This is a genomic window from Sphingobium sp. TomTYG75 (assembly GCF_054771635.1).
On sequence record NZ_BSRE01000002.1, the window covers coordinates 893,254 to 918,573 of the forward strand.

The 25,320-nt window shown below is 62.0% G+C and carries 21 protein-coding genes; 13 read left to right on the forward strand and 8 right to left on the reverse strand.

Annotation, left to right across the window (positions count from 1 at the left end; all coding sequences use genetic code 11):
- Positions 1-44: 44 nt before the first annotated feature.
- Entirely contained in the window at positions 45-977 is a 933-nt protein-coding gene (locus ACYU81_RS17715; protein ID WP_460989014.1) for a ThuA domain-containing protein, read from the forward strand.
- 4 nt (positions 978-981) lie between these two features.
- Here ACYU81_RS17715 and ACYU81_RS17720 read toward each other — a convergent pair whose 3' ends face one another.
- Complete coding sequence (locus tag ACYU81_RS17720) at positions 982-1,851, reverse strand: LysR family transcriptional regulator (RefSeq protein ID WP_460989015.1); 870 nt, start codon at positions 1,849-1,851, stop codon at positions 982-984.
- 89 nt (positions 1,852-1,940) lie between these two features.
- On the opposite strand from ACYU81_RS17720, the gene ACYU81_RS17725 reads away from it, so the two are divergent.
- The 7 genes from ACYU81_RS17725 (at position 1,941) to ACYU81_RS17755 (ending at position 10,784) form a co-directional block, all read left to right on the forward strand.
- Positions 1,941-3,092: an acyl-CoA dehydrogenase family protein gene (locus ACYU81_RS17725; protein WP_460989016.1), complete on the forward strand. Its 1,152-nt coding sequence runs from the start codon at positions 1,941-1,943 to the stop codon at positions 3,090-3,092.
- Positions 3,089-4,690, forward strand: a complete 1,602-nt coding sequence (locus ACYU81_RS17730) for a carboxyl transferase domain-containing protein (protein ID WP_460989017.1) — start codon at positions 3,089-3,091, stop codon at positions 4,688-4,690. Before ACYU81_RS17725 ends, ACYU81_RS17730 begins: the two co-directional genes overlap by 4 nt.
- 5 nt (positions 4,691-4,695) lie before the next feature.
- A complete protein-coding gene (locus ACYU81_RS17735; protein WP_460989018.1) occupies positions 4,696-6,537 on the forward strand; it encodes an acetyl/propionyl/methylcrotonyl-CoA carboxylase subunit alpha in 1,842 nt (613 codons plus the stop codon).
- Complete coding sequence (locus ACYU81_RS17740; RefSeq protein WP_460989019.1) at positions 6,537-6,989, forward strand: MaoC family dehydratase; 453 nt, start codon at positions 6,537-6,539, stop codon at positions 6,987-6,989. The genes ACYU81_RS17735 and ACYU81_RS17740 overlap by 1 nt, the downstream gene beginning before the upstream one ends.
- Positions 6,990-7,068: 79 nt before the next feature.
- Positions 7,069-8,253, forward strand: a complete 1,185-nt coding sequence (locus ACYU81_RS17745; protein WP_460989020.1) for an acetyl-CoA C-acyltransferase — start codon at positions 7,069-7,071, stop codon at positions 8,251-8,253.
- 79 nt (positions 8,254-8,332) lie between these two features.
- Positions 8,333-9,337 carry a zinc-binding alcohol dehydrogenase family protein gene (locus tag ACYU81_RS17750; protein ID WP_460989021.1) on the forward strand — a complete coding sequence of 335 codons (1,005 nt, stop codon included), beginning with the start codon at positions 8,333-8,335 and terminating at the stop codon, positions 9,335-9,337.
- 118 nt (positions 9,338-9,455) lie between these two features.
- Complete coding sequence (locus ACYU81_RS17755) at positions 9,456-10,784, forward strand: MFS transporter (RefSeq protein WP_460989022.1); 1,329 nt, start codon at positions 9,456-9,458, stop codon at positions 10,782-10,784.
- Positions 10,785-11,037: 253 nt separating this feature from the next.
- On the opposite strand, the gene ACYU81_RS17760 is transcribed toward ACYU81_RS17755, so the two are convergent.
- The 4 genes from ACYU81_RS17760 to ACYU81_RS17775 all read right to left on the reverse strand — a co-directional run bounded on the left by ACYU81_RS17760 (position 11,038) and on the right by ACYU81_RS17775 (position 15,024).
- Positions 11,038-11,289, reverse strand: a complete 252-nt coding sequence (locus ACYU81_RS17760) for a hypothetical protein (protein ID WP_460989023.1) — start codon at positions 11,287-11,289, stop codon at positions 11,038-11,040.
- A 112-nt stretch (positions 11,290-11,401) separates the two neighbouring features.
- Positions 11,402-12,280, reverse strand: a complete 879-nt coding sequence (gene mmsB / locus ACYU81_RS17765; protein ID WP_460989024.1) for a 3-hydroxyisobutyrate dehydrogenase — start codon at positions 12,278-12,280, stop codon at positions 11,402-11,404.
- A gap of 33 nt (positions 12,281-12,313) precedes the next feature.
- Entirely contained in the window at positions 12,314-13,459 is a 1,146-nt protein-coding gene (locus tag ACYU81_RS17770; RefSeq protein ID WP_460989126.1) for an acyl-CoA dehydrogenase family protein, read from the reverse strand.
- A gap of 68 nt (positions 13,460-13,527) precedes the next feature.
- Positions 13,528-15,024: a CoA-acylating methylmalonate-semialdehyde dehydrogenase gene (locus ACYU81_RS17775; RefSeq protein WP_460989025.1), complete on the reverse strand. Its 1,497-nt coding sequence runs from the start codon at positions 15,022-15,024 to the stop codon at positions 13,528-13,530.
- A gap of 104 nt (positions 15,025-15,128) precedes the next feature.
- Here ACYU81_RS17775 and ACYU81_RS17780 point away from each other — a divergent pair, with 104 nt between their 5' ends.
- The gene (locus tag ACYU81_RS17780; RefSeq protein ID WP_460989026.1) at positions 15,129-16,025 is read left to right on the forward strand and encodes a LysR family transcriptional regulator; all 897 of its coding nucleotides are present in this window, start codon (positions 15,129-15,131) and stop codon (positions 16,023-16,025) included.
- Positions 16,026-16,049: 24 nt separating this feature from the next.
- Here ACYU81_RS17780 and ACYU81_RS17785 read toward each other — a convergent pair whose 3' ends face one another.
- Both ACYU81_RS17785 and ACYU81_RS17790 read right to left on the reverse strand, forming a co-directional pair.
- Complete coding sequence (locus ACYU81_RS17785) at positions 16,050-17,111, reverse strand: hypothetical protein (protein ID WP_460989027.1); 1,062 nt, start codon at positions 17,109-17,111, stop codon at positions 16,050-16,052.
- Between the two features lie 103 nt (positions 17,112-17,214).
- Entirely contained in the window at positions 17,215-17,910 is a 696-nt protein-coding gene (locus ACYU81_RS17790; RefSeq protein WP_460989028.1) for a TetR family transcriptional regulator, read from the reverse strand.
- Positions 17,911-18,101: 191 nt separating this feature from the next.
- On the opposite strand from ACYU81_RS17790, the gene ACYU81_RS17795 reads away from it, so the two are divergent.
- The 4 genes from ACYU81_RS17795 to ACYU81_RS17810 all read left to right on the forward strand — a co-directional run bounded on the left by ACYU81_RS17795 (position 18,102) and on the right by ACYU81_RS17810 (position 24,090).
- Positions 18,102-20,231 carry an oxidoreductase gene (locus tag ACYU81_RS17795; RefSeq protein WP_460989029.1) on the forward strand — a complete coding sequence of 710 codons (2,130 nt, stop codon included), beginning with the start codon at positions 18,102-18,104 and terminating at the stop codon, positions 20,229-20,231.
- A 75-nt stretch (positions 20,232-20,306) separates the two neighbouring features.
- Positions 20,307-22,370, forward strand: coding sequence for a pyrroloquinoline quinone-dependent dehydrogenase (locus ACYU81_RS17800; RefSeq protein WP_460989030.1), 2,064 nt, complete (start codon positions 20,307-20,309; stop codon positions 22,368-22,370).
- 81 nt (positions 22,371-22,451) lie between these two features.
- Complete coding sequence (locus ACYU81_RS17805; RefSeq protein ID WP_460989031.1) at positions 22,452-23,345, forward strand: helix-turn-helix domain-containing protein; 894 nt, start codon at positions 22,452-22,454, stop codon at positions 23,343-23,345.
- Between the two features lie 133 nt (positions 23,346-23,478).
- A complete protein-coding gene (locus ACYU81_RS17810) occupies positions 23,479-24,090 on the forward strand; it encodes a DUF4142 domain-containing protein (protein ID WP_460989032.1) in 612 nt (203 codons plus the stop codon).
- Positions 24,091-24,174: 84 nt separating this feature from the next.
- Here the strand turns inward: ACYU81_RS17810 and ACYU81_RS17815 are convergent, their stop codons facing one another.
- Positions 24,175-25,056, reverse strand: coding sequence for an OmpA family protein (locus tag ACYU81_RS17815; RefSeq protein WP_460989033.1), 882 nt, complete (start codon positions 25,054-25,056; stop codon positions 24,175-24,177).
- Positions 25,057-25,320 lie beyond the last annotated feature (264 nt).

Sequence of the window (25,320 nt, forward strand, 5' to 3'; positions counted from 1 at the left end):
TCGAGACGTCCGGCGTTGATATTTAAAAGGGGGGAGAGAAGTTGATGGCGAGGGGCAAGAGCATGGCGATGCGCGTCCTCAAATGGCTGGTGGCGTTCATCGTCCTGGCGGTGATCGCGCTGGCGGTCATGTTCACGATGGCAGTGGGGCCGGGCAATGCGGGCCGCCTCGTCTTCGGCATTGGCGCGAGCTATGACAAGACCCCGCCGCAGCTGCCTGCCAAGCTTTCCGGCAACGCCATCCTCATCTTTTCGAAGACGAACGGCTTTCGCGACGACGAGCAGATCGTTGCTGCAAATCGCGCGTTGGAGGAGATTGCCCAGGCGCGTGGCTGGACCAGCTACACGACGGAAAATGCCGCCATATTCAATCCGGCGCAGCTCGCCCGGTTCAAGGCGGTGGTGTGGAACAGCGTCAGCGGTGACGTGCTGACGCCGGAGCAGCGCAGCGCCTTTCGCGCGTGGTTGGAAAAGGGCGGCGGCTTCGTTGGTTTGCATGGGGCAGGTGGCGATCCGCAATATGCGTGGCGCTGGTATGTCGATGATTTGATCGGCGCGCAGTTTATCGGCCATATCATGGACCCGCAATTTCAGGCGGCGAACCTGAATGTCGAGGATCGCGATCATCCCGCGACCCGCGATTTGCCCAAGGTCTGGCGACGGACGGACGAATGGTATTCCTTCGCGTCAAATCCTCGGGACAAGGGCTACCGCATCCTCGTCACCATCGACGAGAAAAGCTACAGCCCGTTTGAAAAGCTGCTCCCCTTCACCAAGCCCAAGGATATCCGTATGGGCGCCGACCATCCGATGGTGTGGACTCATTGCGTGGGCGATGGACGCGCATTCTATTCCGCGCTGGGTCATGCCGCGTCCACCTATGGCGAGCCGCTACATCGCAAGATGATCGGCGGAGCTATCGCCTGGGCGGCGGGGCTGGAAGGACCGCGCTGTGTGGGTGGCGAGCTTTCGAAATAAGGGGTCAGGCGGCGTGTAGACGTCGCAATTCGGAAGAAAAACGGCGCAGGGTTTCGCTCGCTTCAACCCGTCCACTGCTTGCCGGGTCGATCAATATCCCGATCTTGCGACGTTGATCGAAGCCGGAAAGCGCGGGCATCGCTATGCCGGGTTGCAGGAAACAACGGGGCATGACGGTGATGCCGAGCCCGGCGCGGAGGAAGGCGATCGCGCGGTCGTCGCTAACCGTGCGGGCGGTGAAGAAGGGGCGGACGCCGCGCTGTGTGAAGAAGCGGCTGACTGCGGCAAGCGCTTCGCAATTGCGGCGGACGATCATGTCCATGCCTGCGACCTCATCCGCGTCCAGCCTTTCTCGATCGGCCAGTGGATGCCTGCCCGACAGGGCGAGGGCGTAGCCTTCCTCGAACAGGGTTTCTCGGGCGCGCGCATCATTGTCCAGCACGCCAATGACGGCATCGATCCGGCCACGTTCAAGGCGCGGCAGCAATTCCCGCATGCGTCCTTCGACGATTTCCAGCCTTTCGCCTTTCGCCTCACAGGCGTGCCGAGTGGCTTGTTCGATCCAATGGGACGGCAATGTCGATATTATGCCGAGGCGAATGAGCTTGCTGCTGTCATTTTCCGCCATTGCCTGCTGGGCGCGGGCGAACTCTGCTTCTATGCGGCGGGCATGAGCGGCAAACCGGCTGCCTGCTGGAGTCAGTTCCACGCGGCGATTGGTGCGATGGAACAGGACGTGCCCGATCTGCGCTTCCAGCTTGGCGATGCCCACGGACAAGGTGGGTTGCGACACGCCGCATTGTTGGGCCGCGCGGGAGAAGTTGCCGTGATCCACCACTGCCAGAAAATAGTGGATGAGGTAGCGTTCAATCATAGACCGTATCTATGATATCATTAGTGTCTGGTCAATTTTCCAGCCGTCCGAGGGCATGATAAAAGGGCGCAAGATATTCAGGAGAGGCCATGACGCCCGATTTCGATTTCGCTCTGGGTGACAATGCCCAGATGATCCGGGAAACGACCCACCGCTTCGCGACGGATTTGATCGCGCCACTGGCCGTGCGGATCGATGCGGAGGATTGGTTTCCGCGCGACGAACTGTGGCCCGCGATGGGCGCGCTTGGCCTGCACGGCATTACCGTTGCGGAAGAAGATGGGGGCCTTGGCCTCGGCTATCTGGAGCATGTGGTCGCGCAGGAGGAAGTGGCGCGGGCCTCTGCCTCCATCGGGCTCAGCTATGGCGCGCATTCCAACCTGTGCGTCAATCAAATCCGCCGCTGGGGCAATGCGGAGCAGAAAGCGCGCTATCTGCCCAAGCTGATATCCGGCGAGCATGTCGGCAGCCTGGCCATGTCGGAAGCGGGTGCGGGATCAGATGTCATTTCGATGAAGCTGAAGGCGGAAAGGAAGGGCGACCGCTATATCCTGAATGGCACCAAATATTGGATCACCAACGCGACCTATGCCGATACGCTGGTTGTTTATGCCAGGACGGGAGAGGGGTCGAAGGGGATAACGACCTTCCTGATCGAAAAGGGCTTCAAGGGCTTTTCGATCGGGCAGAAGATCGACAAGGTCGGCATGCGTGGTTCACCAACGGCGGAGCTGGTGTTCGAGGATTGCGAAGTCCCGGAAGAGAATGTCATGGGTCCGCTGAATGGCGGCGCTGGCGTGCTGATGTCGGGTCTGGATTATGAGCGCACTGTGCTGGCGGGCATCCAGCTTGGGATCATGCAGGCATGCCTCGACACGGTGGTGCCCTATGTTCGGGAGCGCCAGCAGTTCGGCAAGCCGATCGGCGCGTTCCAGTTGATGCAGGCGAAGGTGGCAGACATGTATGTCGCGCTCAATTCGGCGCGTGCCTATGTCTATGCGGTGGCGCGGGCATGTGACGCGGGCAGGACGACGCGGTTCGACGCAGCGGGTGCCATATTGCTGGCGAGCGAGAATGCGGTGCGGGTATCGCTGGAGGCGGTGCAGGCGCTAGGCGGTGCGGGCTATACGAAGGATTGGCCGGTGGAGCGCTATATGCGCGACGCCAAGCTGCTGGATATTGGCGCTGGAACCAATGAGATTCGCCGCATGCTGATCGGCCGGGAGCTGATCGGGGCATGAGCGGGCCAGCGCTCGACACCAAGCTGTCATCGCAGGCGGATGGGTTTCGCACCAATGCTGCCCATAATCGGGCGTTGGTGGAGGAGTTGCGGGCGAAAGTTGCCGCTGCGGCAATCGGTGGACCGGCCAAGGCCCGGGACAAGCATGTCGGGCGCGGCAAGCTGTTGCCCCGCGAACGGGTGGAGCGGCTGCTGGACCCCGGCAGTCCTTTTCTGGAGATCGGGCAACTCGCGGCCAATGGTATGTATCATGGCGAGGTGCCGGGCGCTGGGCTTATCACTGGGATAGGCCGCGTCGAGGGGCGGCAGGTGATGATCGTCTGCAATGATGCGACGGTGAAGGGCGGCACCTATTTTCCTCTGACGGTCAAGAAGCATCTGCGCGCGCAGGAGATCGCGCTCGAAAACCGGCTGCCCTGCGTCTATCTGGTCGATAGCGGCGGCGCGAACCTGCCCAATCAGGCCGAAGTATTTCCCGACCGGGAGCATTTTGGGCGCATCTTCTACAATCAGGCGCAGATGTCCGCACGGGGCATTCCGCAAATTGCCTGCGTCATGGGCAGCTGTACGGCGGGTGGGGCCTATGTTCCCGCAATGTCGGATGAGACGGTGATCGTGCGCAATCAGGGGACGATCTTCCTTGCCGGGCCGCCGCTGGTGCAAGCCGCGACGGGAGAGGTCATCAGCGCGGAGGATCTGGGTGGCGGCGACCTGCATGGCCGCAAGTCCGGTGTGGTGGATCATGTCGCGGAAAATGACGAGCATGCGCTGAGCATCGTGCGGGACATCGTATCGACGCTTCAGCCCGCACCCGCGATCGACGTTAACATGCGCGAGCCGGTGCCGCCGAGATTTGATCCGCAGGAACTCTACGGCATCGTGCCGCAGGACGTCCGCGCGCCCTATGATGTGCGCGAGGTCATCGCGCGCATCGTTGATGGCAGCGAATTTCATGAGTTCAAGGCGCTGTATGGGACGACGCTGGTCTGCGGCTTTGCGCATATCTGGGGCATGCCGGTTGCCATCCTTGCCAATAATGGCGTGCTGTTCAGCGAGAGCGCGGTCAAGGGCGCGCATTTCATCGAACTGGCGTGCCAGCGGCGGATACCGCTGCTGTTCCTGCAAAATATCTCCGGCTTCATGGTGGGTGGGAAATATGAGGCTGAGGGCATCGCCAAAAATGGCGCGAAGCTGGTGACGGCGGTTGCCACCGCGAGCGTGCCGAAAATCACCCTGTTGATCGGCGGCAGCTTTGGCGCGGGCAATTATGGCATGTGCGGCAGGGCCTATAGCCCTCGCTTCCTGTTCACCTGGCCCAACAGTCGAATATCGGTGATGGGCGGCGAGCAGGCGGCCAGCGTGCTGGCGACGGTGCATCGGGATGCGGAGAAATGGACGGCGGAGGAGGCGGAAGCCTTCAAGGCGCCGATCCGCCAGAAATATGAGGATGAAGGCAATCCCTATCACGCAACCGCGCGGCTGTGGGATGATGGCGTCATCGATCCGGCGCAGACGCGCGATGTGCTGGGCCTCGCCTTTGCGGCGACGCTGAACGCTCCTGTAGCCGAGCGCCCGTCGTTCGGCGTTTTCCGGATGTGATGACGATGATCCAGTCCCTTCTCATCGCCAATCGTGGCGAGATCGCATGCCGGATCATCCGTACCGCGCGGCGGCTCGGTATTCGTACCGTCGCCGTCTATTCGGACGCGGATGCCGATGCGCTGCACGTCCGTTCTGCTGATGAGGCGGTGCATATTGGTGCGTCGCCGGTGCGCGAAAGCTATCTGTTGGCGGAGCGCATTATCGATGCGGCTCGGCAGACGGGTGCGCAGGCCATTCACCCCGGCTATGGCTTCCTGTCGGAAAATGCCGAGTTCGCGCAGGCTGTGATCGACGCTGGGTTGATCTGGGTCGGGCCGAATCCCGCTAGCATCACGGCCATGGGTCTCAAGGATGCAGCCAAGAAGCTGATGAGCCAAGCCGGGGTGCCGACGACGCCGGGCTATTTGGGTGAGGATCAGAGCCCCGACCGGCTGCAAGCGGAGGCGGACGCTATCGGCTATCCCGTGCTGATCAAGGCAGTCGCTGGCGGTGGCGGCAAGGGGATGCGCAAGGTCGATAGCGCGGCGGACTTTGCCGATGCGCTACTGTCCTGCCAGCGTGAGGCGGCGTCTTCCTTTGGCAATGATCAGGTGCTGCTGGAAAAATGGGTAACGAACCCGCGCCATATCGAGGTGCAGATATTCGGCGATCGCCACGGCAATGTAGTCCACCTGTTCGAACGCGACTGCTCGCTTCAGCGGCGGCATCAGAAGGTTATCGAGGAAGCGCCCGCGCCGGGCATGGATGAACGGACGCGGGAGGCGATCTGCCAGGCGGCGGTGCGCGCTGCCAAGGCGGTGGATTATGTCGGGGCGGGGACGATCGAGTTCATCGCGGACGGCTCCGAAGGGCTTAGGGCCGACCGCATCTGGTTCATGGAAATGAACACCCGCCTTCAGGTCGAGCATCCGGTGACGGAGGAGATTACCGGGCAGGACCTGGTCGAATGGCAGTTGCGGGTGGCGTCGGGCGAGCCTTTGCCCAAGGCGCAGGATGAACTGTCGATCAGCGGTTGGGCGATGGAAGCGCGCCTTTATGCCGAGGACCCGGCGAAGGGCTTCCTGCCTTCGATCGGCAGGCTCGACCGCTTCGATGTCGGACCATGTTATCGTGTCGATACCGGAGTGGAGCAGGGGGCGGAGATATCGTCCTTCTACGATCCGATGATCGCGAAGCTGATCGCCTGGGGTTCAGATCGCGACGCCGCGCGGCTGGGCTTGTCGCAAACGCTGGAGGAGACGGTCATATGGCCGCTCAAGACCAATGCTGGCTTTCTGGCGAAGGCGCTCCAACATCCCGATTTCGCTGACGGCCGGGTAGATACCGGACTGATCGGGCGTGAGGGGGAGGCGCTGTTGCCGTCTGCCTTGCCCTCAACGGCGGCTTTGGAAGATGCGGCGTTCAAGCTCGCGGCGCCGGGGCCGATGGCTGGCTTTCGCCTGAATGCGGAGGCGCGGCGCGACGGCTGGTTCCTGCTGGATGGAGCGCCGGTGAAGGTTGCGCTGGCGGTTTCGAGCGGGGCCAGGACTGGACGTAGCGTGATCGTCGCGGAGGGCGGCCAGAGTTGGCAGCTGACGCCTTGGCGAACTGGCGGGCTGGGAGGCGGTGAGGCGTCCGATGGCGCGATCCTCTCGCCGATGCCGGGGCGGATCATTTCCGTGTCCGTCGCGGCGGGAGACAAGGTGACGAAGGGGCAGAAGCTGTTGACGTTGGAGGCCATGAAGATGGAACATGGCCTTGTCGCGCCGTTCGATGGGGAAGTCGTTGAACTGCACGGCGTCGAAGGCGGACAGGTGAGTGAAGGCACGCTGCTCGTCAAAATAGCAAAAGCGGAGGCAGGTTGATGGCGGGGAAGTTTTTCGAACAATGGGAAGTGGGGCAGACCCTTGTTCACGAAATCCGGCGGACGGTTACGGAAACCGATAACCTGCTTTTTTCGACGATGACGCATAATCCGCAGCCGCTGCATCTGGATGTCGAAGCGGCCAAGGCGAGCGAATTTGGCCAGATACTGGTCAACGGCACCTTCACCTTTGCATTGATGATCGGCCTGTCCGTGGGCGACACGACGCTGGGGACGCTGATCGCCAATCTGGGCTATGACAAGCTCGTCATGCCCAAGCCCGTATTCCTGGGCGACACGTTGCGCGCCGAAACCGAAGTCATGGAGTTGCGACCGAGCAAATCCCGGCCGGGTTCGGGCGTCGTCACCTTTTCGCACCGGCTGCTGAACCAGCGGGACGAGCTGGTATGCCAGTGTTTGCGCATGACGTTGATCAAGGGCGGCGGTGCATGATCATAGGCGCGCACCTATATGATTTTATCTGCAGTAGCGGCGTTGTGCCAACCCTAGCTGGCTTTTGAAGGAAGTTGTCATGCAGAATGATCCTGTTGTCATCGCCGGTTATGCCCGCACGCCCATGGGTGGGTTTCAGGGGATATTCTCCCCTTTAAAGGCGACCGATCTGGGCGCGGCTGCGGTCAAGGCGGCGGTCGAGCGCGCGGGTGCGCCTGTGGATGCGATCGACCGTATCTACATGGGCTGCGTCCTGCCAGCGGGCTTGGGGCAGGCGCCCGCGCGGCAGGCGGCGTTGGGCGCGGGCCTTGGCCTCAACACGCAGGCGACCACCGTGAACAAGATGTGTGGTTCGGGCATGCAGGCCGCCATCATGGCGCAGGAGGCGTTGCAGGCGGGCGCGGCCGACTTGATCGTGGCGGGTGGCATGGAAAGCATGACGAACGCGCCCTATGCGCTGCCCAAGCACCGGTCCGGCGCACGCATTGGTCACGACCGGATCATTGACACGATGATGATGGACGGGCTGGAAGATGCCTATCAGCCCGGCAAGGCAATGGGTGTCTTTGCTGAAGAGGCGGTGCGTGATTATCAGTTCACGCGCGCGGAGCAGGACGGCTATGCGGTGCGATCGCTGGAGCGGGCGCAGGCGGCCATCGCGAGCGGCGCTTTCCGGCGCGAAATCGCGGGCGTGACGGTGCCCGGGCGTGGCGGCGATACGCTGGTGGATACTGACGAGCAGCCGGGTAAGGCCCGTCCGGACAAGATACCCTCGCTAAGGCCCGCTTTCGTCCCCGATGGCACCATCACGGCGGCGAACAGTTCGTCCATCTCCGATGGCGCAGCGGCACTGGTTATGACGCGGCGCAGTGTGGCGGAACGTCTGGGCCTGCCGGTGATTGCCACAGTGGTGGCCAGCGCCGCGCACGCCCATGAACCGGCGCGCTTTACCACAGCGCCCGTTCCGGCGATGCGCAAGTTATTGGCCAAGGCTGGCTGGTCTGTGGCTGACGTCGATCTGTTTGAGGTGAACGAAGCCTTCGCCGTCGTTGCGATGATCGCGGCCAAGGATCTTGGCATCCCCGCCGACAAGTTGAACGTGAACGGGGGCGCGACTGCGCTGGGGCATCCTATCGGGGCTTCGGGCGCGCGGATCATTGCCACTCTGCTGGGTGCGCTGGAGGAGCGCGGTCTCAAGCGCGGCGTGGCGAGCCTGTGCATCGGCGGTGGCGAAGCGACAGCGATGGCGTTTGAGCTCGCCTGACGCATTGGCACCTTTCCTTTTCAGCCGGGCAACAATAAGCCTCTCGCCCTGAGATCAACTATCGAGAGGCAGGCGCTGGATGAAGGCGGTGGGATTCAAAGAGGGCGGCCCGCTGGAGCGGGAGGACTCGCTGATCGACATTGAGGTCGCCGATCCGTCGCCTGGCCCTCGCGATCTGCTCGTTCGTGTGCGTGCTGTGTCCGTCAATCCGGTCGACACGAAAGTGCGCGGCGGCGCCAAGCCCGCTGAGGAGCCGATGGTTCTGGGCTATGACGCGGCGGGCGTGGTGGAAGCCGTCGGCGCTGACGTCACGCTTTTCGCGCCGGGTGACGAAGTCTTCTATGCTGGCACCATCAAGCGGCCGGGGACCAATTCGGAACTGCACGTCGTCGATGAGCGGATTGTCGGTCCAAAGCCGCGTTCCTTCGATTTCGCGCAGGCGGCCGCGCTCCCGCTGACCGGGCTTACGGCATGGGAGCTGTTGTTCGATCGTCTGCGCGTGCCGCGGGGCGGGGGTGAAGGACAGGCGATCCTGATCGTCAACGGCGCTGGCGGCGTCGGATCGATGCTGGTGCAGTTCGCGCGGCAGCTGACCAAGCTGCGCGTGATCGCTACCGCTTCGCGCCCGGAAACCATCGCCTGGGTGAAGCAGATGGGCGCGCATGATGTGATCGACCACCGAAAGCCCTTGAACGAAGGGCTAGCCGCGATCGGCGTCAAGGCGGTCAACTTCGTGGCAAGTCTGGCTGGGAGCGAACAGCATCTGCCAGCCTATGCCCGCATCATCGCGCCTCAAGGAAGCCTGGCGGTTATCGACGACGTAAAGAGTTTCGACATCGTGGCCCTCCGGCAAAAGTCGATCACGGTCGCGTGGGAGGGTGTTTTCACGCGCTCCATCTACGAAACCCCGGACATGATCGAACAGCATCGCATATTGTCCGAGATTGCGCGGCTGGTGGATGAAGGGGTTTTGCAGGGGACGATGACGCGCGATCTAGGATTGATGAGTGCCGCCACCCTTAAGGCCGCGCATGAGCTGGTCGAAACGGGCGCATCCATCGGGAAGGTCGTTCTGCGGGCGTAGGTTTTTTCACGGGCTGCTTCAGCCATGCTGCCGCAGCCTTGACCTTCCCCTCCCAAGATATGCAGAGACGCAAGACGATCAAGCAGAAGAAAAAAGCATGGGACGAGGGGATGAGGGGTTGAGCCACGAACAGTCTGCCGCTGCGGGCGGCAGGGCCGCTCTGCGGCAAGGCCATGTTGCGCTCGGCATATTTCTCGTCGCCTACATCCTTTCCTTCGTCGACCGGCAGATATTGAGCCTGATGGTCGAGCCGATCAAACAGGATCTGGGCCTTAGCGATTTGCAGGTCGGGTTGCTTCAGGGATTGGCCTTTGCCCTGCTCTATGCAGTGGTCGGCATTCCCATCGGAATGCTGGCCGATCGGATCAGCCGCCGCCGGATCATCGCCGTGGGCGTCCTGTTCTGGAGCGCCTGCACCGCACTTTGCGGCTTTGCGGGCAGCTATGCGCATCTGTTCGTCGCGCGCATGGGCGTCGGTTTGGGGGAGGCATCGCTATCCCCTTCGGCTCACAGCTGGCTAAGTGATGCCTACCCGCCAGCCCAGCTTTCGCGGGCGATGGCGATCTATAATCTGGGCATCACCATTGGTGGTGGGCTGGCGCTGCTGGTCGGGGGCGCTGTTGTCGATATGGTCGCGGCGCAGGGTGCGCTGGTGCTGCCCGGCATCGGGCCGATGCCTACCTGGCGGGCGGCATTCCTGCTGGTGGCTTTACCCGGCCTGTTGGTGACGGCGCTGGTTTTCGTGGCCCGTGAACCGGCACGCCGCGCGGGGTGGGTGAAGGCGGGTATGCCGTTTCGCGCGGCGCTCTCGCACCTGCGCGCGCATTGGCGGACATTCGCGGCGATCTATGCCAATTCCACATTGCTGGGGACCATGGGTTATGGCCTGTCGGCATGGTATCCGACATTACTCATCCGGACCTTCGACATGACGCCCGGGCAGGCTTCGCTCCGTCTGGGATTGATCTATCTGCTGCTTGGGAGCTTGGGTTCCTTGGCGGGCGGTTTCGCGGCGGAGAGGCTTTCGCTGAAAGGCGTGCGCGATGCCAATTTGAGGATGGCGATGATCCTCGCCTTTCTGTGCGTTATTCCGGCGACGCTTGCGCCGGTCATGCCTTCCTCAACGCTGCTGCTGTTGCTCTTTTCAATCCTGACCTTCTGCTTCAATGGCTATTTCGGTTGCTCGCTGGCTGCGATCCAACTCGCGACGCCGCCCAGCATGCGGGCAACCGGAGCCGCGCTGTTCCTTTTGGCGAACAGTCTCGTAGGCTTGTCGCTCGGAACAGCGATCGTGCCGTTGATCGACAACGCCTTGTTCGATGGCCGTGGTCAGATCGGCCCCGCGCTGGCGACCGTGGGCCTATGCGCATCGCTAACCGCTGCCCTCGCCGCATGGTCCGGATTGCGCAGCTATGCCGCGACCAATCAGGCGGTGGCACGCGGCTGAGCGCAGAAAAGGTCAGCGAACGGCATGATATTTCTGATTATAGCGTTTGTTATACCTTGCGTGAAACGCCCGAGTTTTCGGGACAATTCAAAGGTGTGGAACCAATGCGGAAGTTTTGCGGGCGGTTCGCAGCCGGAACCGTAGCCTGCAAAGCTGGTTAGCTGAGAGCAGGTTATCCTGCAGTGCGACCCAAACTGCCCTGCCTTCTTTTTCGGAGGTGGGGCTTTTTGCGGTTGAGATCAGATGCTTTGGTTCAGGCGACTGGCCGCAGATATTCCGGTAGTTCATCGGCAGCATGATTACGGCACTCGATCCGTGGTGACGAACTGTAGGTGCTGAAGTGTTCAAGGGGCATGGCCGATCCGCAGAAACTGCATTCGGCGGTCATGCGCCCTATGATCCAATGTTGCCTGTCACATCCGGGACAATGATTGGGCTCATCCTCCCGATATAGTGGGGAGTAGCTGTAGGTTGCCGACCAGCCCGTCGCGCTTTCCGTCCGCATTGAATTGCCTCACTTTTTTACGACCTATCCTTGTTAACGGAAGGCGAGGCGTTCAGTTTCATCGGCATCGGCATCGCCGCTTGGCTTGGCGGCTGCGTGACTTACATGCTGATCAGGACAGGAATTTGATGATCGAGGAGAAATCCTGACTAGTTTCGCCCTTATTGGCCAGCAACTGATAAAGGCTTTCCGCCTGCGCGCCCATGGGTACGCTGGCGTTGACGGAAGCCGCCGCTTCCAGCGCGAGTTTCAGGTCCTTCAGCATCAGGGCAACGGCAAAGCCGCCGCTATAGCCGTTGTCCGCAGGGGATTGCGGACCAACGCCGGGCACGGGGCAGTAGCTTGTCATGGACCAGCTTTGTCCCGACGAAACGCTGGAAATGTCGTAGAAGGTCTGGGCGTCGAGCCCGATCTTCTCCGCCATGGCAAAGGCTTCGCACGTTGCGACCATGGTCGCGCCCAGCAGCATGTTGTTGCAGATCTTGGCCGCCTGGCCGTTGCCGTCACTACCGGCGTGGATTACGGCCTTGCCCATGGCGGACAGGATGGGCTTTGCCTTGGCGAAGGCTTCATCGTCGCCGCCCACCATGAAGGTTAGCGATCCCCCATTTGCAGCGGCGATTCCCCCAGAAACCGGCGCGTCGGCCATCAGGAAACCCTTCGCCTTCGCCGCAGCGATGACGCGGCGAGCGGTCGCGACGTCGATGGTCGAACAGTCGAGGAACAGCGCTCCTGCCTTTGCCGTGCCGAAAACCTCATCATTATAGACCGCTTCGACATGCTTGCCAGCTGGTAGCATCGTCACCACTGCATCGGCCCCCGCGACGGCTTCGGCCGCGCTGCTGACGCGGGTCGCGCCAGCCGCCTCGGCCTTGGCGAGGGCCGCGTCGGAAAGATCGAAGGCGCGCACGGCAAAGCCGTTCTTGACGAGATTGGCGGCCATTCCGCCACCCATGTTGCCCAAGCCGATGAAGGCGATAGTCTCAGTCATGCCGACTTCCTTCTGTTGATTGTCTGGCCGCCTTCATGGACGCAGCAGGTCGCGCGCGACGATCATGCGCATCACCTGGTTCGTGCCTTCCAGGATCGAATGCACGCGTAGGTCGCGCCAGAAGCGTTCGATCGGATAGTCCATCAGATAACCATAGCCGCCATGCAGTTGCAGCGCGCGGTCGGCGATAGCGGACCCAGCGTCGGTGGCGAGGCGCTTTGCCATGGCGGCGAAGCGGGTCTTGTCGGGCGCGTTCTCGGTCACCTTGACCGCCGCCATGTAGAGCAGCGCGCGCGCCGCCTGAAGTTCGGTTTCCATGTCGGCAAGGGTGAACTGCGTGTTCTGGAAATCAGCGATGGCCTGGCCGAACTGCTTGCGATCCTTGCTATAGGCGACTGCTTCATCGAGGCAGCGCTGCGCCCCGCCAAGCGAGCAGGCGCCGATGTTGAGCCGTCCGCCGTCAAGGCCCATCATCGCGATGCGAAAGCCTTCGCCCTCTGCTCCCACAAGATTTTCCGCAGGCACGCGGACATTGTCGAAATTGACCTGTGCGGTCGGTTGCGAATGCCAGCCAAGCTTGCGCTCCTGCGCGCCGAAGCTGACGCCGGGCATATCCTTTTCGATGACGAGGCAGCTTATGCCCTTGGGGCCATCCTCGCCCGTGCGGACCATGGTGACATAGATATCGTTTTCGCCGCCGCCGGAGATGAACTGCTTCGATCCGGTTACGAGATAGTCGCTGCCGTTCTTCACGGCGCGTGTCTTGAGCGCGGCGGCGTCTGATCCCGATCCCGCCTCGGTCAGGCAATAGCTGCCCATCCGCTCCATCGGCACCATCGAGGGCAGATATTTGTCCTTGACCGGATGCGCGCCGAAACGGTCGATCATCCAGGCGGCCATGTTGTGGATCGATATGAACGCGCTGGTCGATGGGCAGCCATAGGCCATGGCCTCCATGATCAGCGCGGCTTCCAGACGGCCAAGGCCGATGCCGCCCGACTCTTCCGACACATAGATGCCGCCAAAGCCCAGCTCCGCCGCCGCGCGGATCGTGTCGCGCGGGAAGATATGCTTTTCATCCCACTCGGCCGCGTGCGGCGTGATCGCATCGGCGGTGAAGCGCCGCGCCATGTCCTGAATCTGGCGTTGGTCGTCGGTAAGGTCGAACTGGGTCATCATGCATCCTGTTGCGGCGATGGCGTGCCGCTGGCGTGTGAGGGAGAGCATGCGCTCTCCCCTCGCGGCTGTCACCCCATGGTGGGGATGACGAAGGCGCTGTCGCCGGACGCGCCGCCATCGGGCCAGCGCTGGGTGATGGTCTTCACCTTCGTCCAGAATTTGATGCCTTCCATGCCGTGCTGGTTCGTGTCGCCAAAGGCAGACCGCTTCCAGCCGCCGAATGTGTGATACGCTACAGGCACCGGGATCGGCACGTTGATGCCGACCATGCCGACATTCACCCGCGCGGCAAATTCCCGTGCGGCGTGGCCGTTACGAGTGAAGATCGCGACGCCATTGCCATATTGATGCTGGCTGGGCAGGGCGAGCGCGTCCTCGAAGCTTTCGGCACGCACCATTTGCAGAACGGGGCCGAAAATCTCTTCCTGATAAGTCCGCATGCTGGGCTTGACCTGATCAAACAGTGTCGGGCCGACGAAGAAGCCCTGCTCATGCCCTTGCAGGGTGAAGCCTCGGCCATCGACGACCAACTCGGCACCTTCATCGATACCCATCTGGATATAGTTTTCGATCTTCGCCTTGTGCGCGGCGGTGACAACCGGGCCATAATGCGCTTCGGGATCGGTCGAAACGCCGACGCGCAGCGCTTGAATGGCGGGGATCAGCTTTTCGCGCAGGGCGAGGGCAGTCTTCTCGCCCACCGGCACCACGACGGGCAGCGCCATGCAGCGTTCGCCAGCCGAACCGAACGCCGCGCCAGACAAATCGTTGACGACCTGATCGAGATCGGCATCCGGCATGACGATGCCGTGGTTCTTCGCGCCGCCCATCGCCTGGACGCGCTTGCCGTTGTCGACGCCGCGCTTGTAGACATAATGGGCGATGTCCGACGAGCCGACGAAGCTGATCGCGCCAATGTCCGGGTGATCGAGGATGGCATCGACCATCTCCTTGTCACCCTGCACGACCTGCAAAATGCCTGCGGGTAGACCGGCTTCGAGGAAAAGTTCGGCGAGGCGCACGGGAACGGAAGGATCGCGTTCGGAAGGCTTCATGATGAACGCATTGCCCGTCGCGATCGCCACGCCTGACATCCACAGCGGGATCATGGCGGGGAAGTTGAAGGGCGTGATACCCGCGCCGATGCCGATCGGTTGACGCATGGAATAGACGTCGATGCCCGGACCTGCGCCCTGCGTATATTCGCCCTTCAGCGCATGGGGGATGCCGCAGCAAAATTCGATGACTTCCAGCCCGCGCTGGATATCGCCGCGCGAATCCGCGATCACCTTGCCATGTTCGGACGAAAGCAGATGCGCCAGCTCGTCCATATTCTTCTCGACCAGTGTCTTGAAGTTGAACATGACGCGGGCGCGCCGCTGCGGATTGACTGCCGCCCAAGCGGGCTGCGCCGCCTTCGCCGCCTCTACCGCACGGTCGAGCAGGGCACGGTCGCCCAGGGCCACACGGGCCTGAACCTGACCGTCATTGGGATTGAACACATCACTGTAGCGCGGCGCTTCGCTGTCATAAGCAAAGGCGAGCTTGTGGAAAATTTCGCGCATGGCATCCTCTCGATGAGATTTGCCTTATCATGCCGAAAGGCGATAATGCATTCAATTCCCCTTTGTTGCAGAGTTGATCTGCATTTTTGCATGGATGGCGCCTGATGTTCGATTGGGATGATTTGCGAATATTCTTGACGGTTGCGCGGCTGAAGAAGGTGGCTCCGGCGGCGCGGGCGCTCGGCATTGATGCGACGACGATTTCCCGGCGTTTGGGGCGATTGTCGCAGGCGTTAGACGCGCAACTGTTCGAGCAGACTGGCGCGGAGAGGGCGCTGACGGAACATGGCGCCGCCTTGCTCCGCCATGCCGAAAGCATCGAAAGCGCGGCGATGTCGGCGATCGTCGATGTGAAGGGGGAAAGGCACAGTCTGAACGGGCAAGTGCGGCTGTCGGTTGCCGAGGGTTTTGGCCGGTGGATATTGGCCCCTGCGATCCCCGAATTTCACGCCTGCCATCCGGGTATCCGACTGGACGTGATTACCGCGTCGGGATTCCTAAATCCGTCGAAACGGGAAGCGGACATGGCGGTCATGTTGGCGCGGCCGCAGCGGGGGCATTTGGCGGTGCGAAAGCTGGCTGATTACAAGCTGCACCTTTATGCGTCGCCCGGCTATCTCGCGGCGCGGGGTGCTCCAGTGTCGCGCGAGCGGCTGCATGAGCATGTGCTGATCGGCTACGTGCCTGAGTTTCTCTTTTCGCCGGAACTCGACTATCTGGACGAGGTCTATGCGGGACTGGAAGCGTCGCTCCGGTCGAGCAGCATCGGCATGCAGCGCCAGCTGATACTGGATGGCGCCGGGATTGGCGTGCTGCCGGACTTCATCGTCGCCGATGATGAGAAGCTGGTGCGGCTTTTCCCGGAAGAGGTGGAGATTGCGCGATCCTTCTGGCTGGTGACGCATCCGGAAATGACGAAGCTCGCCCGCATCCTCGCCGTGTCCGACATGCTGCGGGAAAGATCGGAAGAGCTGCTAGGCGGGGGCGCTCCGATCAGTTGAACGCCCCCGATCCAGTCGAGGACGTCAGGCGACCAGTCGTGGCTCGACCGGGTCCTGCGGCACGCCCTTGGGCGTTCCCACATCATAAACTCGGGTCAGCAGGCGAATGAAATTGGTGTCGTGCAGCGGATCGCTCGGCATCTCGAAGATCTCGCCCCGCGCGCGCAGGTCCTTCACGAATATCTCGAACGCCATGTCGGTCGTGATGTCGTCGCTATGGTCGCGCGAAATTCGCAGGTCGTTGAGGTCGGTGTAAACCTGCGCATTCCAATGGAGTAGCAGGCGAAATTCCTGCTCGGAGATCTTGGCCACGACATCGTCGCCGGTCATGATCCGCCATCCGGCAGCCACATCGGGATCGGCCGACATGGTCGAATTGATCGCGAGGCCCGCAGGTTTGCGCTGATCGACCGGTCCGCAGCCCTGCGCGGTGTGGAACATCATTTCATTTTCGACCACGACGCCGCGTCCCCACATCGGCGCTTCGAGGCAGACCGGATCATTTTGCGGCCCGTTCGGCCAATAGTGGAAGCCGCCGCCGATCGAACCCTGATAGTACCAGGCGATGACCTGCGCCTTTTTCGCCTGCCAGCGCCGGAACAGCCCGGACTTGGCCATGATGTTCAGCAGCCAGATCGGGCAGTTGACTTCGTATAGTCCGCGAAAATGCGTGCCATCGACATGTGGCGATCCGCCGGCCGAGCTTGGACCCTGAAGGTTGAACATTAGCTGGTCACATTCGACATAGGGCGTGTTCCAATAAGCGCGCGCCATGTCGAGGAACTTCTTGTTATAGAAGCAATCGTCCAGTTCCGGATAGCGATTGACGCCATTGTCGGCGAGGTAGCCCCGGAAAACCGGGTTCATGAACATCTCCCAGGTCGGCGTGAAGCCTTCTGGAATGGAGCCGGTGGATGTCGCGATCACCTCCTCGGGCGAAGCGAAATATTGCGCCAGGATCAGCGACCAGGGGCCTTCCCGGCGGACGACGTCCAGAACCCGCTGATGTTGGTCTTCGGTATAAAGATTGTCGACGATCCTGGGCGGCGCGACGGGCAGGAAAGTGGAAGCGACATCGGCGGGCATAGGCTCTCTCCAGCAAGCAATTTCCCGGCGCGAACGGCAGGGTCTGAAGACGGGAATATCCCATCACCGCTTCGCTGGCAATAATTTCCGAAAATATGTTCGACTATTCGCCGCGCCGTGCGGCCACTCCGTCGAGCGCCAGCGCCAATGTGGTGCGCCAGCGGGGGAGGGCGGTGTCGGCATAACGGTCAGGATGCGCGGCGATGACCGGTACGTCTTCCGCCGAACGCTGCCTGATCGAGGAGCGCACGGCTTCGCGATATTCCGCTTCGCCGCCCGCAACCGCGCGGGCATAGGAGGAGAGGAACGCGCCCCCGAGCACGATCAGGTCGATGGAGCGCAGCAGGTCCAGCGCCTCGGGCAGGTCGAACCCGCGTGCTAGCATGGCTTGCAGCCATTGTTCGGAACTGTCGATCTCGACCGCTGGTCCCAAATTGCCGCTGACGAGGGTGGAGACGAGCTGCCCTTCCTCTACCAGCTTGTGCAGCGCTTCGGCATATTGGGTGGCATATTCGCGCCAGGATTGGCCCTCATCCTCCGGGAAGGTGGCGGCCCCCGAAGCACGCTGCGCTGCAAGTCGCACCAATTCCTTGCGGCCGGTGACATAGGTGTACAGCACCGCCGGGCGGACGCCGAGCCGATCGGCGAGCGTCGCGATCCTGAGGCCATCGAGCCCCATGTCGATCGCGGCGTCGAGGATTTGAGCCAAGGTCAACCGGCGCGGCCGCCCGACAGTGCGGGGAGTGGGTGGCGGCCCCTCCACCTCAACAGAGGAAGATTCAAGATTGTCGCTGCTCATGGCCCGACCCATAGCGTTGGAAGGATCAGCCGTCGATCCGGCTCCCTGAGGCAACACAGCCGACGAGGACGATCGATCCGCATAATTATGCGCGTTTCACGACATAAAATGGGGCTGATGACGCACCGGCGCATAGGGTAGGAATCGGTGGGCATGCGCATCTAACGTCGATGCTACGGGCGATGACTTCAATGGCCTCCAATTCTTATCGACATCTTCTTTCCCCCGGCCGGATCGACGGCATGGAATTGCGCAACCGCATCGTCGTGACGGCCATGGGCGCGAGCCTTGCCGAAGCCGATGGCCACTGCGGTGAGCGGATCATTCGCTATCATGAGGAGCAGGCGAAGGGCGGCGTTGGCCTCATCATCACCGGCGTCGCGGGCGTGGCTTGGCCGGTGGGCGGCAATCAGGTCAACCAGATCGCGATTTCCGATGATCGTTTCCTGCCGGGACTGACTGCGCTCGCGGAGGCGGTCCACAAACATGGGGCCAAGATCGCCCCGCAAATCCACCATGGCGGCCTTGTTGCGATGGAGGACATGCTTAACGGACGCCCGGTCTGGTGCCCGTCGCTGCCCGAGGCGCCGGAAGGCGACTTTACCGAGGCGTTCCTTCTTGAAGAACTCGCCGTCGCGCCGTTCAGCAAGATCCAGGGCGTCAGCTTCAAGGAAATGACGCTTGAGGACGTTCAGACGGTCGTTGACCAGTTCGCCGCTGCGGCAGACCGGGCGAAGCGCGCCGGGTTCGATGGCGTCGAAATCCATGGCGGGCATGGCTATCTTCTGTCCTCCTTCATCTCGCCCAAATCGAACCGGCGGACGGACGCCTATGGCGGACCGCTGGAACACCGAGTCCGCATCCTGATCGAGGTCATTCAGGCGGTGCGGCAGGCCGTGGGTCCCGACTTCCCCGTCTGGTGCAAGCTGGATTCACGCGAGGTCGGGAAGAAGGGCGGTTTGACGATCGAAGACGCGGCCCAGGTCGCGCGCATGGCCGAAGCGGCGGGCGCCGACGCGATTACGGTGACGGCCTATCACGACACGGCGCAGGGTAAGCTCCATTCAGGATCGCATACGCCGCACGAACCGGCGGTGAACCTTCCCTATGCCGCGCAGATCAAGGCTGCGGTCGGCATTCCGGTCATCGCGTCCGGCCGGATCGAGCCTGAGGTCGGCGACAAGGCGATCGCGAACCGGCAGATCGACTTTGTCTCCATGGGCCGCAAGTTGCTGGCTGATCCGCATCTGCCGCGCAAGCTGAAGGAAGGGCGGGCGGCAGATGTTCTACCGTGCGTCTATTGCTATACCTGCATCAGCGCCATCTATGTGTGCGATCCGCTGCGTTGCGCGGTCAATCCCGAGACGGGCTTTGAATATCTGCGTTCAGACGCGCCATCGTCTGGTGGCAAGCGCGTCGTCGTTATCGGCGGCGGTCCGGGCGGCATGGAAGCGGCGCGCAGGCTGGACGCCTTGGGACATCAGGTTATCCTGCTCGAACAAGGCGAATTGCTGGGCGGAACGTTGCGTTTCGCGGCGCTGGCCTATCCGGCGAATGAGCGGTTGCTCGATTGGCTGCAACGGCAGATCGCCTCGTCCAAGGTCGATGTGCGGTTGAGTACGCAGGCGACGCTGGAGCTGTTGAAAACGCTTCAGCCTGATGCGGTCGTCGTGGCCACGGGGGCGGTGCGCGGCATGCCGGACATTCCTGGCAATGATCTGAGCCATGTCTTCTCCGGCGATGACATGCGGCGGATGGTGCTTGGCCAAAGTTCCGATGAACTCAAGCGCAAGACCGGGTTGCTGACCCGAGCGGCGACGAAGCTCGGCTCCATAACGGGCATGACCGCCAATCTCGATTTCGTGCGCAAGGCGACGCACCAATGGATGCCGCTCGGCAAGCGGGTGGTGATCATCGGCGGCGAACTGGTCGGTCTGGAGCTGGCAGAGTTTCTGAATGAACGTGGACGCCAGGTGGTAGTGGTGGACGATGCGCCGCGATTTGGCGCGGGTCTGACGATCGTTCGCCGAATGCGGTTGCTTGCAGAAATGAAGGAACATGGCGTTCAGCTCTATCCGGCGTCGAGCGCCATCCGGATCGAGCGCGACGCTGTCCGTTTCATGAACAAGGGCGGAGCGGAGCAGGCTGTCGCCGCCGACCATGTGATCGTCGCGAAAGGCGCGACGGGTGACCTGACGCTCGCCGATCAGTTGCAGGCGCAGGGCTTTACTGTTCACGTCGTCGGCGATGCCAAAGGGGTTGGTTATATCGAAGGCGCAATGCGCGGCGCTGCACAGGCGGTGGAGGCGATAGCCGGGTGAAGGCCGGTCTGTTTTCAAACGGAGCCAGCGGAGGGATGCGCGCTGTGGTCCGCAAACATCGATGATCGAGGCCATATGAACCAGACTGATACACGCTTTTCCTTTCAGGATGCAGAGCCTGCCTTGTCAGGCGGCGGCAACGGGACGCGCGGGAAGAAGCGCCGCCGTGGATGGCGTCGCACTGTCCTAATGGCTGCTGGCGCCATCGCGATCCTGGGCGGGGGATATTGGGCCTATAGCGGGAACCTGTTCCGCCCTGCGCCAGCGATCGATTATTCCGGGCCGACGGCGGGCTGGAGCTTTTATGGCGGGGACGCGGGCGGGACGCGCTACTCGCCGCTGACGCAGATCACGCCTGACAATGTCTGGGCGCTGAAGCCTGCCTGGACCTATCATATCGGCATGGTCACGGCGCCGGAGCCGCTTTCCCCGACATTCCAGGCGACGCCGATCATTGCGGAAAACCGGCTTTATCTCTGCTCCGGCAATGGCCGCATCGCGGCGGTAGACCCGGAAACCGGCAAGCAAATCTGGGTGAAGCAGCCAAGCTCGGACAATTTCAGCACCTACCTGCTGAATTGCCGTGGCGTCACCTATGCGCGTGACGAGAGCGTGCCAGCAGGCGCTGAATGCGCGGGACGGATTTTTGCCGGGACGCTGGACGGGCGGCTGGTGGCGCTCGATTCTGCCACGGGTCGCGAGTGCCGCTCCTTCGGGCACAATTCCGTGGTCGATCTGAAGCCGGGTCTGGGCAAGATAGAGCGGGGCGACTTATCGATCTCTTCACCGCCCGTCGTGATCGGCAATGCCATCGTCGTGAATGGACGGCTTACCGACAATATGCGGGTCGACATGCCGGCTGGAGCGATCCGGGCGTTCGACATTCATTCTGGCAAACCGCTCTGGTCCTGGAATGGCCTGCCCCCGGGGATGAGCGATGCGCAGAACGCGCCGAAGGGCGAGCAATTCGTGCGGAGGACGCCCAATAGCTGGGCGCCGATGGCGGTCGATCCCAAGCTTAACCTTGTCTATGTGCCCATGGGCAACGCGCCGCCCGACCACTATGCCGCCAACCGGGCGGGCCTCGATTATTATGCAAGTTCGGTCGTGGCGCTCGATGGGACGACAGGTCAGGTCAAGTGGCGGTTCCAGACGGTTCATAACGACGTGTGGGATTATGACATTCCCGCGCAGCCGGTGTTGTTCGACCTGCCCACGGCGGACGGGCCTGTCCCCGCGCTCGCGCAGACCACGAAGGTCGGGCATATCTTCATCCTTGACCGGCGCACGGGCAAGCCGATCTTCCCCGTGGTCGAACGCCCTGTGCCGCAGGAAGGCAAGGTGCCGGGCGAAAAGCTGTCGCCCACACAACCATTCCCCGCCAATCCGGCGTTCATCATCCGCGATCCGGACCTGCGCGAAGAAGATATGTGGGGCTTTACCCCCTATGACAAATATAAGTGCCGGGAACTGTTCCGCTCCGTGAACTATAAGGGGGTCTTTACGCCGCCTTCGACACGGGGATGGCTGCAATGGCCAAGTTTTGAGGGCGCGTCCAACTGGGGTGGCGTGACCGTCGATCCGCAGCGCGGCATCTTGATCGCCAATACCACGCAGGTGGGCGCGATCATGAAGCTGATCCCGCAGGCCGAAATCGCGTCCCGCACCGCGGTCGGAGAAGCCATCCTGCCGACCAAGGGCGCGCCCTATGGCCTGCAGATGAAGCCCATGCTGTCTCCCTTTGGCGCGCCATGCAACCGGCCGCCTTGGGGCCGCCTGACCGCGATCGACCTGAAGGCTGGCAAGACGCTGTGGAACGTGCCGCTTGGCACCACGCGCGACCAGGCGCCGCCGCCCATGTGGCTGAAGCTTGGCGTGCCGAACCTTGGCGGCAGCGTCGCCACGGCTTCGGGACTGGTGTTCCTTGGCGCGACCACGGACAATTATCTGCGGGCCTATGACATTAGGTCCGGCAAGGTCGTCTGGCGCGTTCGTCTGCCTGCGGGCGGGCAGGCCACGCCCATGACCTACCGCCTGAAGAAGGATGGCCGCCAATATGTCGTGATTGCCGCTGGCGGGCATAAATTCCTCGGTACGAAGCTGGGCGATTCCCTCGTCGCCTACGCTTTGCCGAAATAAGCTCGGGCGGGCGGCGGCCGATCAATCTTGTCGCCGCCGCCGCGTCTTTCCCATAAGAGAGGGGGAAGACTCGCCACGCATATGGCGCGGCGCATGGAGAGCGCAGCAGTGCACGAATATGTCACCTGGACAGAGGAGCGTCTTGCCACGTCTCGCATTCCGGGGGTCGTCGTTCGGCTGAACCTTCCGCACGGGGGGAGTTTTCCACAGCATCTCGCAGGACGGGAGCCTACTCATCAGGTCGGCATGTGGACGTCGAGCATCTACAGGCCGCGCGGCCGATTTCGCTACGCCACCCAGTCCCACTATCAGGAATTGAAGCAGGCCACCTTTGTCCCCGCCGATATCGACTGGATCGCCGAAGTCGAAAATTCCGGTCCCCTGAAGCCCGCAATCTTCTGCGATTTCGAAAAGGAATATTTCAACGAGACCACGGGTATAGAGCCGCTCAACCATGTTGAGCAGCTGCTATATTGCGAGAATGGGAATGTCTCTCAACAGGCGTTGAAGCTTCTTGCAGATGAGCTTCGCGCGCCCGGTTTTTCCCATGCCGTGAAGGTGGATTCCCTGTGCCGGTTGATCCTCGTGGAATTGGTGCGGCAGCTTGACGATACGCACACCAATGCGCGCGCTGGCGAGGGTGGTAAGCTCGCCTCATGGCAGCTGCGCCGGATCCGCGATATTGTGGAAACCGTCGAAGGACGGCCGATCACCGTCCGCCAATTGGCCGACGAATGCGGTATCAGCGCGCCGCATTTGCGTCGCCTGTTCAAGGCCAGCACGGGAACTTCCGTCAGCGCCTATGTCGATGGCATTCGGCTCGAAAGGGCAAAGATGCTCCTCGCCGACCGATCGCTTCCCTTGAAAGGGATAGCGCACCGTCTGGGCTTCGCGAATGCCAGTGCCTTTTCAGCGGCATTCAAGCGTGAGGCCGGAAGCAGTCCGAACCGATATCGTCAACAGATCGCGTCCTGACGTCGCCAGTTGTCGAACGGCCTGTCGGCGCCGTCAGCGCAACGGGTCCAAAAATGCTGTGCAGCCTCCCGTGGTAAGAAGGAACGCCTGGACCGAAGGCGCGTTTGCGTCCTGAATTTCAGGGAGAATGAAAATGGCGCGTATCACGTCGATGGTCCTGGCCGCAGGATTGACGCTGGCGGCCTGTAATCAGGCGAGTGAGCAGCGCAATGCCGACGCATTGAATGCGGCGAAGAACGTTGCTGAAAATGCTGGCGACAGGGTCGAGAAGGCGGCGGAGAACGCAATCGATGCATTGAAACCAACCCCTGATGCGCAGGATTTCGTGAACCTCGCAGCCAGGAGCGATGCGTTCGAGATTGCGGCTGCGAAGCTGGCTTCCGCCAACGCCACGTCCGCTGAGGTAAAGGCCTTCGCCGTTCAGATGATCAAGGCCCATTCAGAGTCCACCGCGAAGATCAAGTTGGCAGCGGGCAAGGCACGGCCTGCCGTTATACCGAACCCTGACCTTACCGCTGGGCAGAAGAAGGATTTGGACGAACTGCGTCGGAAGAAGGGCGCGGCGTTTGACGAGGAATATATCGATGGCCAGGTCGATGCGCATGAAGACGCTCTTGCGCTGATGCGTTCCTACGTGTCGGGCGGGACGGACGCGGCGTTGAAGGCGGCAGCGGGCGAGATCGCTCCGGTGGTAGAGGGGCATCTGAAAATGGCACGGGCGCTGGAGAGCAAGACTGATAAGTGATCGCCGCTATTGGTTAAGGCGCAGCCTTCGTTCAAACCACGATCATCAGTAAACAGGGGCGGACTGTTGCCCGCCCCTTGCACTTTAGAGTCCATCGAGGCCTTTGCTGACGAGCACATTGACCGCGACGCGGCGGTTCTGCGCCTTGCCTTCGGCCGTGTCGTTGCTGCTGAGCGGGTCTGCTTCGGCCATGCCGGTGGGGGTCAGCATGCGATAGGGCTTCCAACCGCAGGTCTGCTGCAGATAGTTGACGACCCGACTGGCCCGCTTTTCGCTAAGCTCCTGATTGAAGTCGTCGCTGCCGGTGGAATCGGTATAGCCAACGACGAGCAACAGGGCGTTGTTCATGCCATCGGCCGCTGACGCAGTTGCGCACAGGTCGCTCTTCGCCTGATCGGACAATACCGCCTTGCCGATGTCGAAGTTCACGTTGGTCGTGCTTTTGACATTATATTTATCGATGTCGCCGACGCGGCTGCGCAAGGCTTCGGTCGCGGCGGTCTGTTCGGCAAACCCCTGGGCAGTGCCGCTGCGGATCATCGACGCGGTCTTCAGATCCTTGCTCTTTAGATCTATCTGACTGGCGATCAGGTCAGCACCCGACTGAAGCGTCTTGATGGAAACCGGCAGGCCGTTCAGCAGCGAGGCTGTGGCAAGCTTGCTGCGGCTAAGGCCAAGGAAACCGCCGCTGGACTTGACACGGGTCGCGTCATTGATGGTGACGACAGTGTTGGTGCCGTCGGCCGCGGTAACCTGCAATTTATCGCCGGTGCGCGCGGAAATAAGGCCTTCGACCTCAGGCCCTTCGGCCAGTTGCGCCGCTTCGGGCGCAGGGGCGCTGTAGGTCGCCGACAGATTGGCGTCAGGCGCCTCCTGCTGCGCTTCCTGCGCGAAACCGGCTGAAGCGGTCCCGGCCGCCACGGACAACAGTAAGAAAAGTTTCGGGCTTTTTAAAATGTTACTCATTGCGCTACTCCTTCAAACTCGATCGGGCGGGCCTGCGTGATCGCAGCTTCTCGTCCGACCGCCGCATCCGTGATGTCGTAACGGCTGTCAGAACCCCCTCCATGTAGTCTCATTATGACGCGCGGTATTCGGCCGCACCTGAACAGCATGGGCGTCCTGCCTGTTCAGCCCAACCTTTCGCGGAGATGAACGCGTCCGGTCGCGCTCCGCTGCTGGGGCTGGTAAGACTGCTTCATGCGACGAACCGATGTCGGCGGAGTAAGT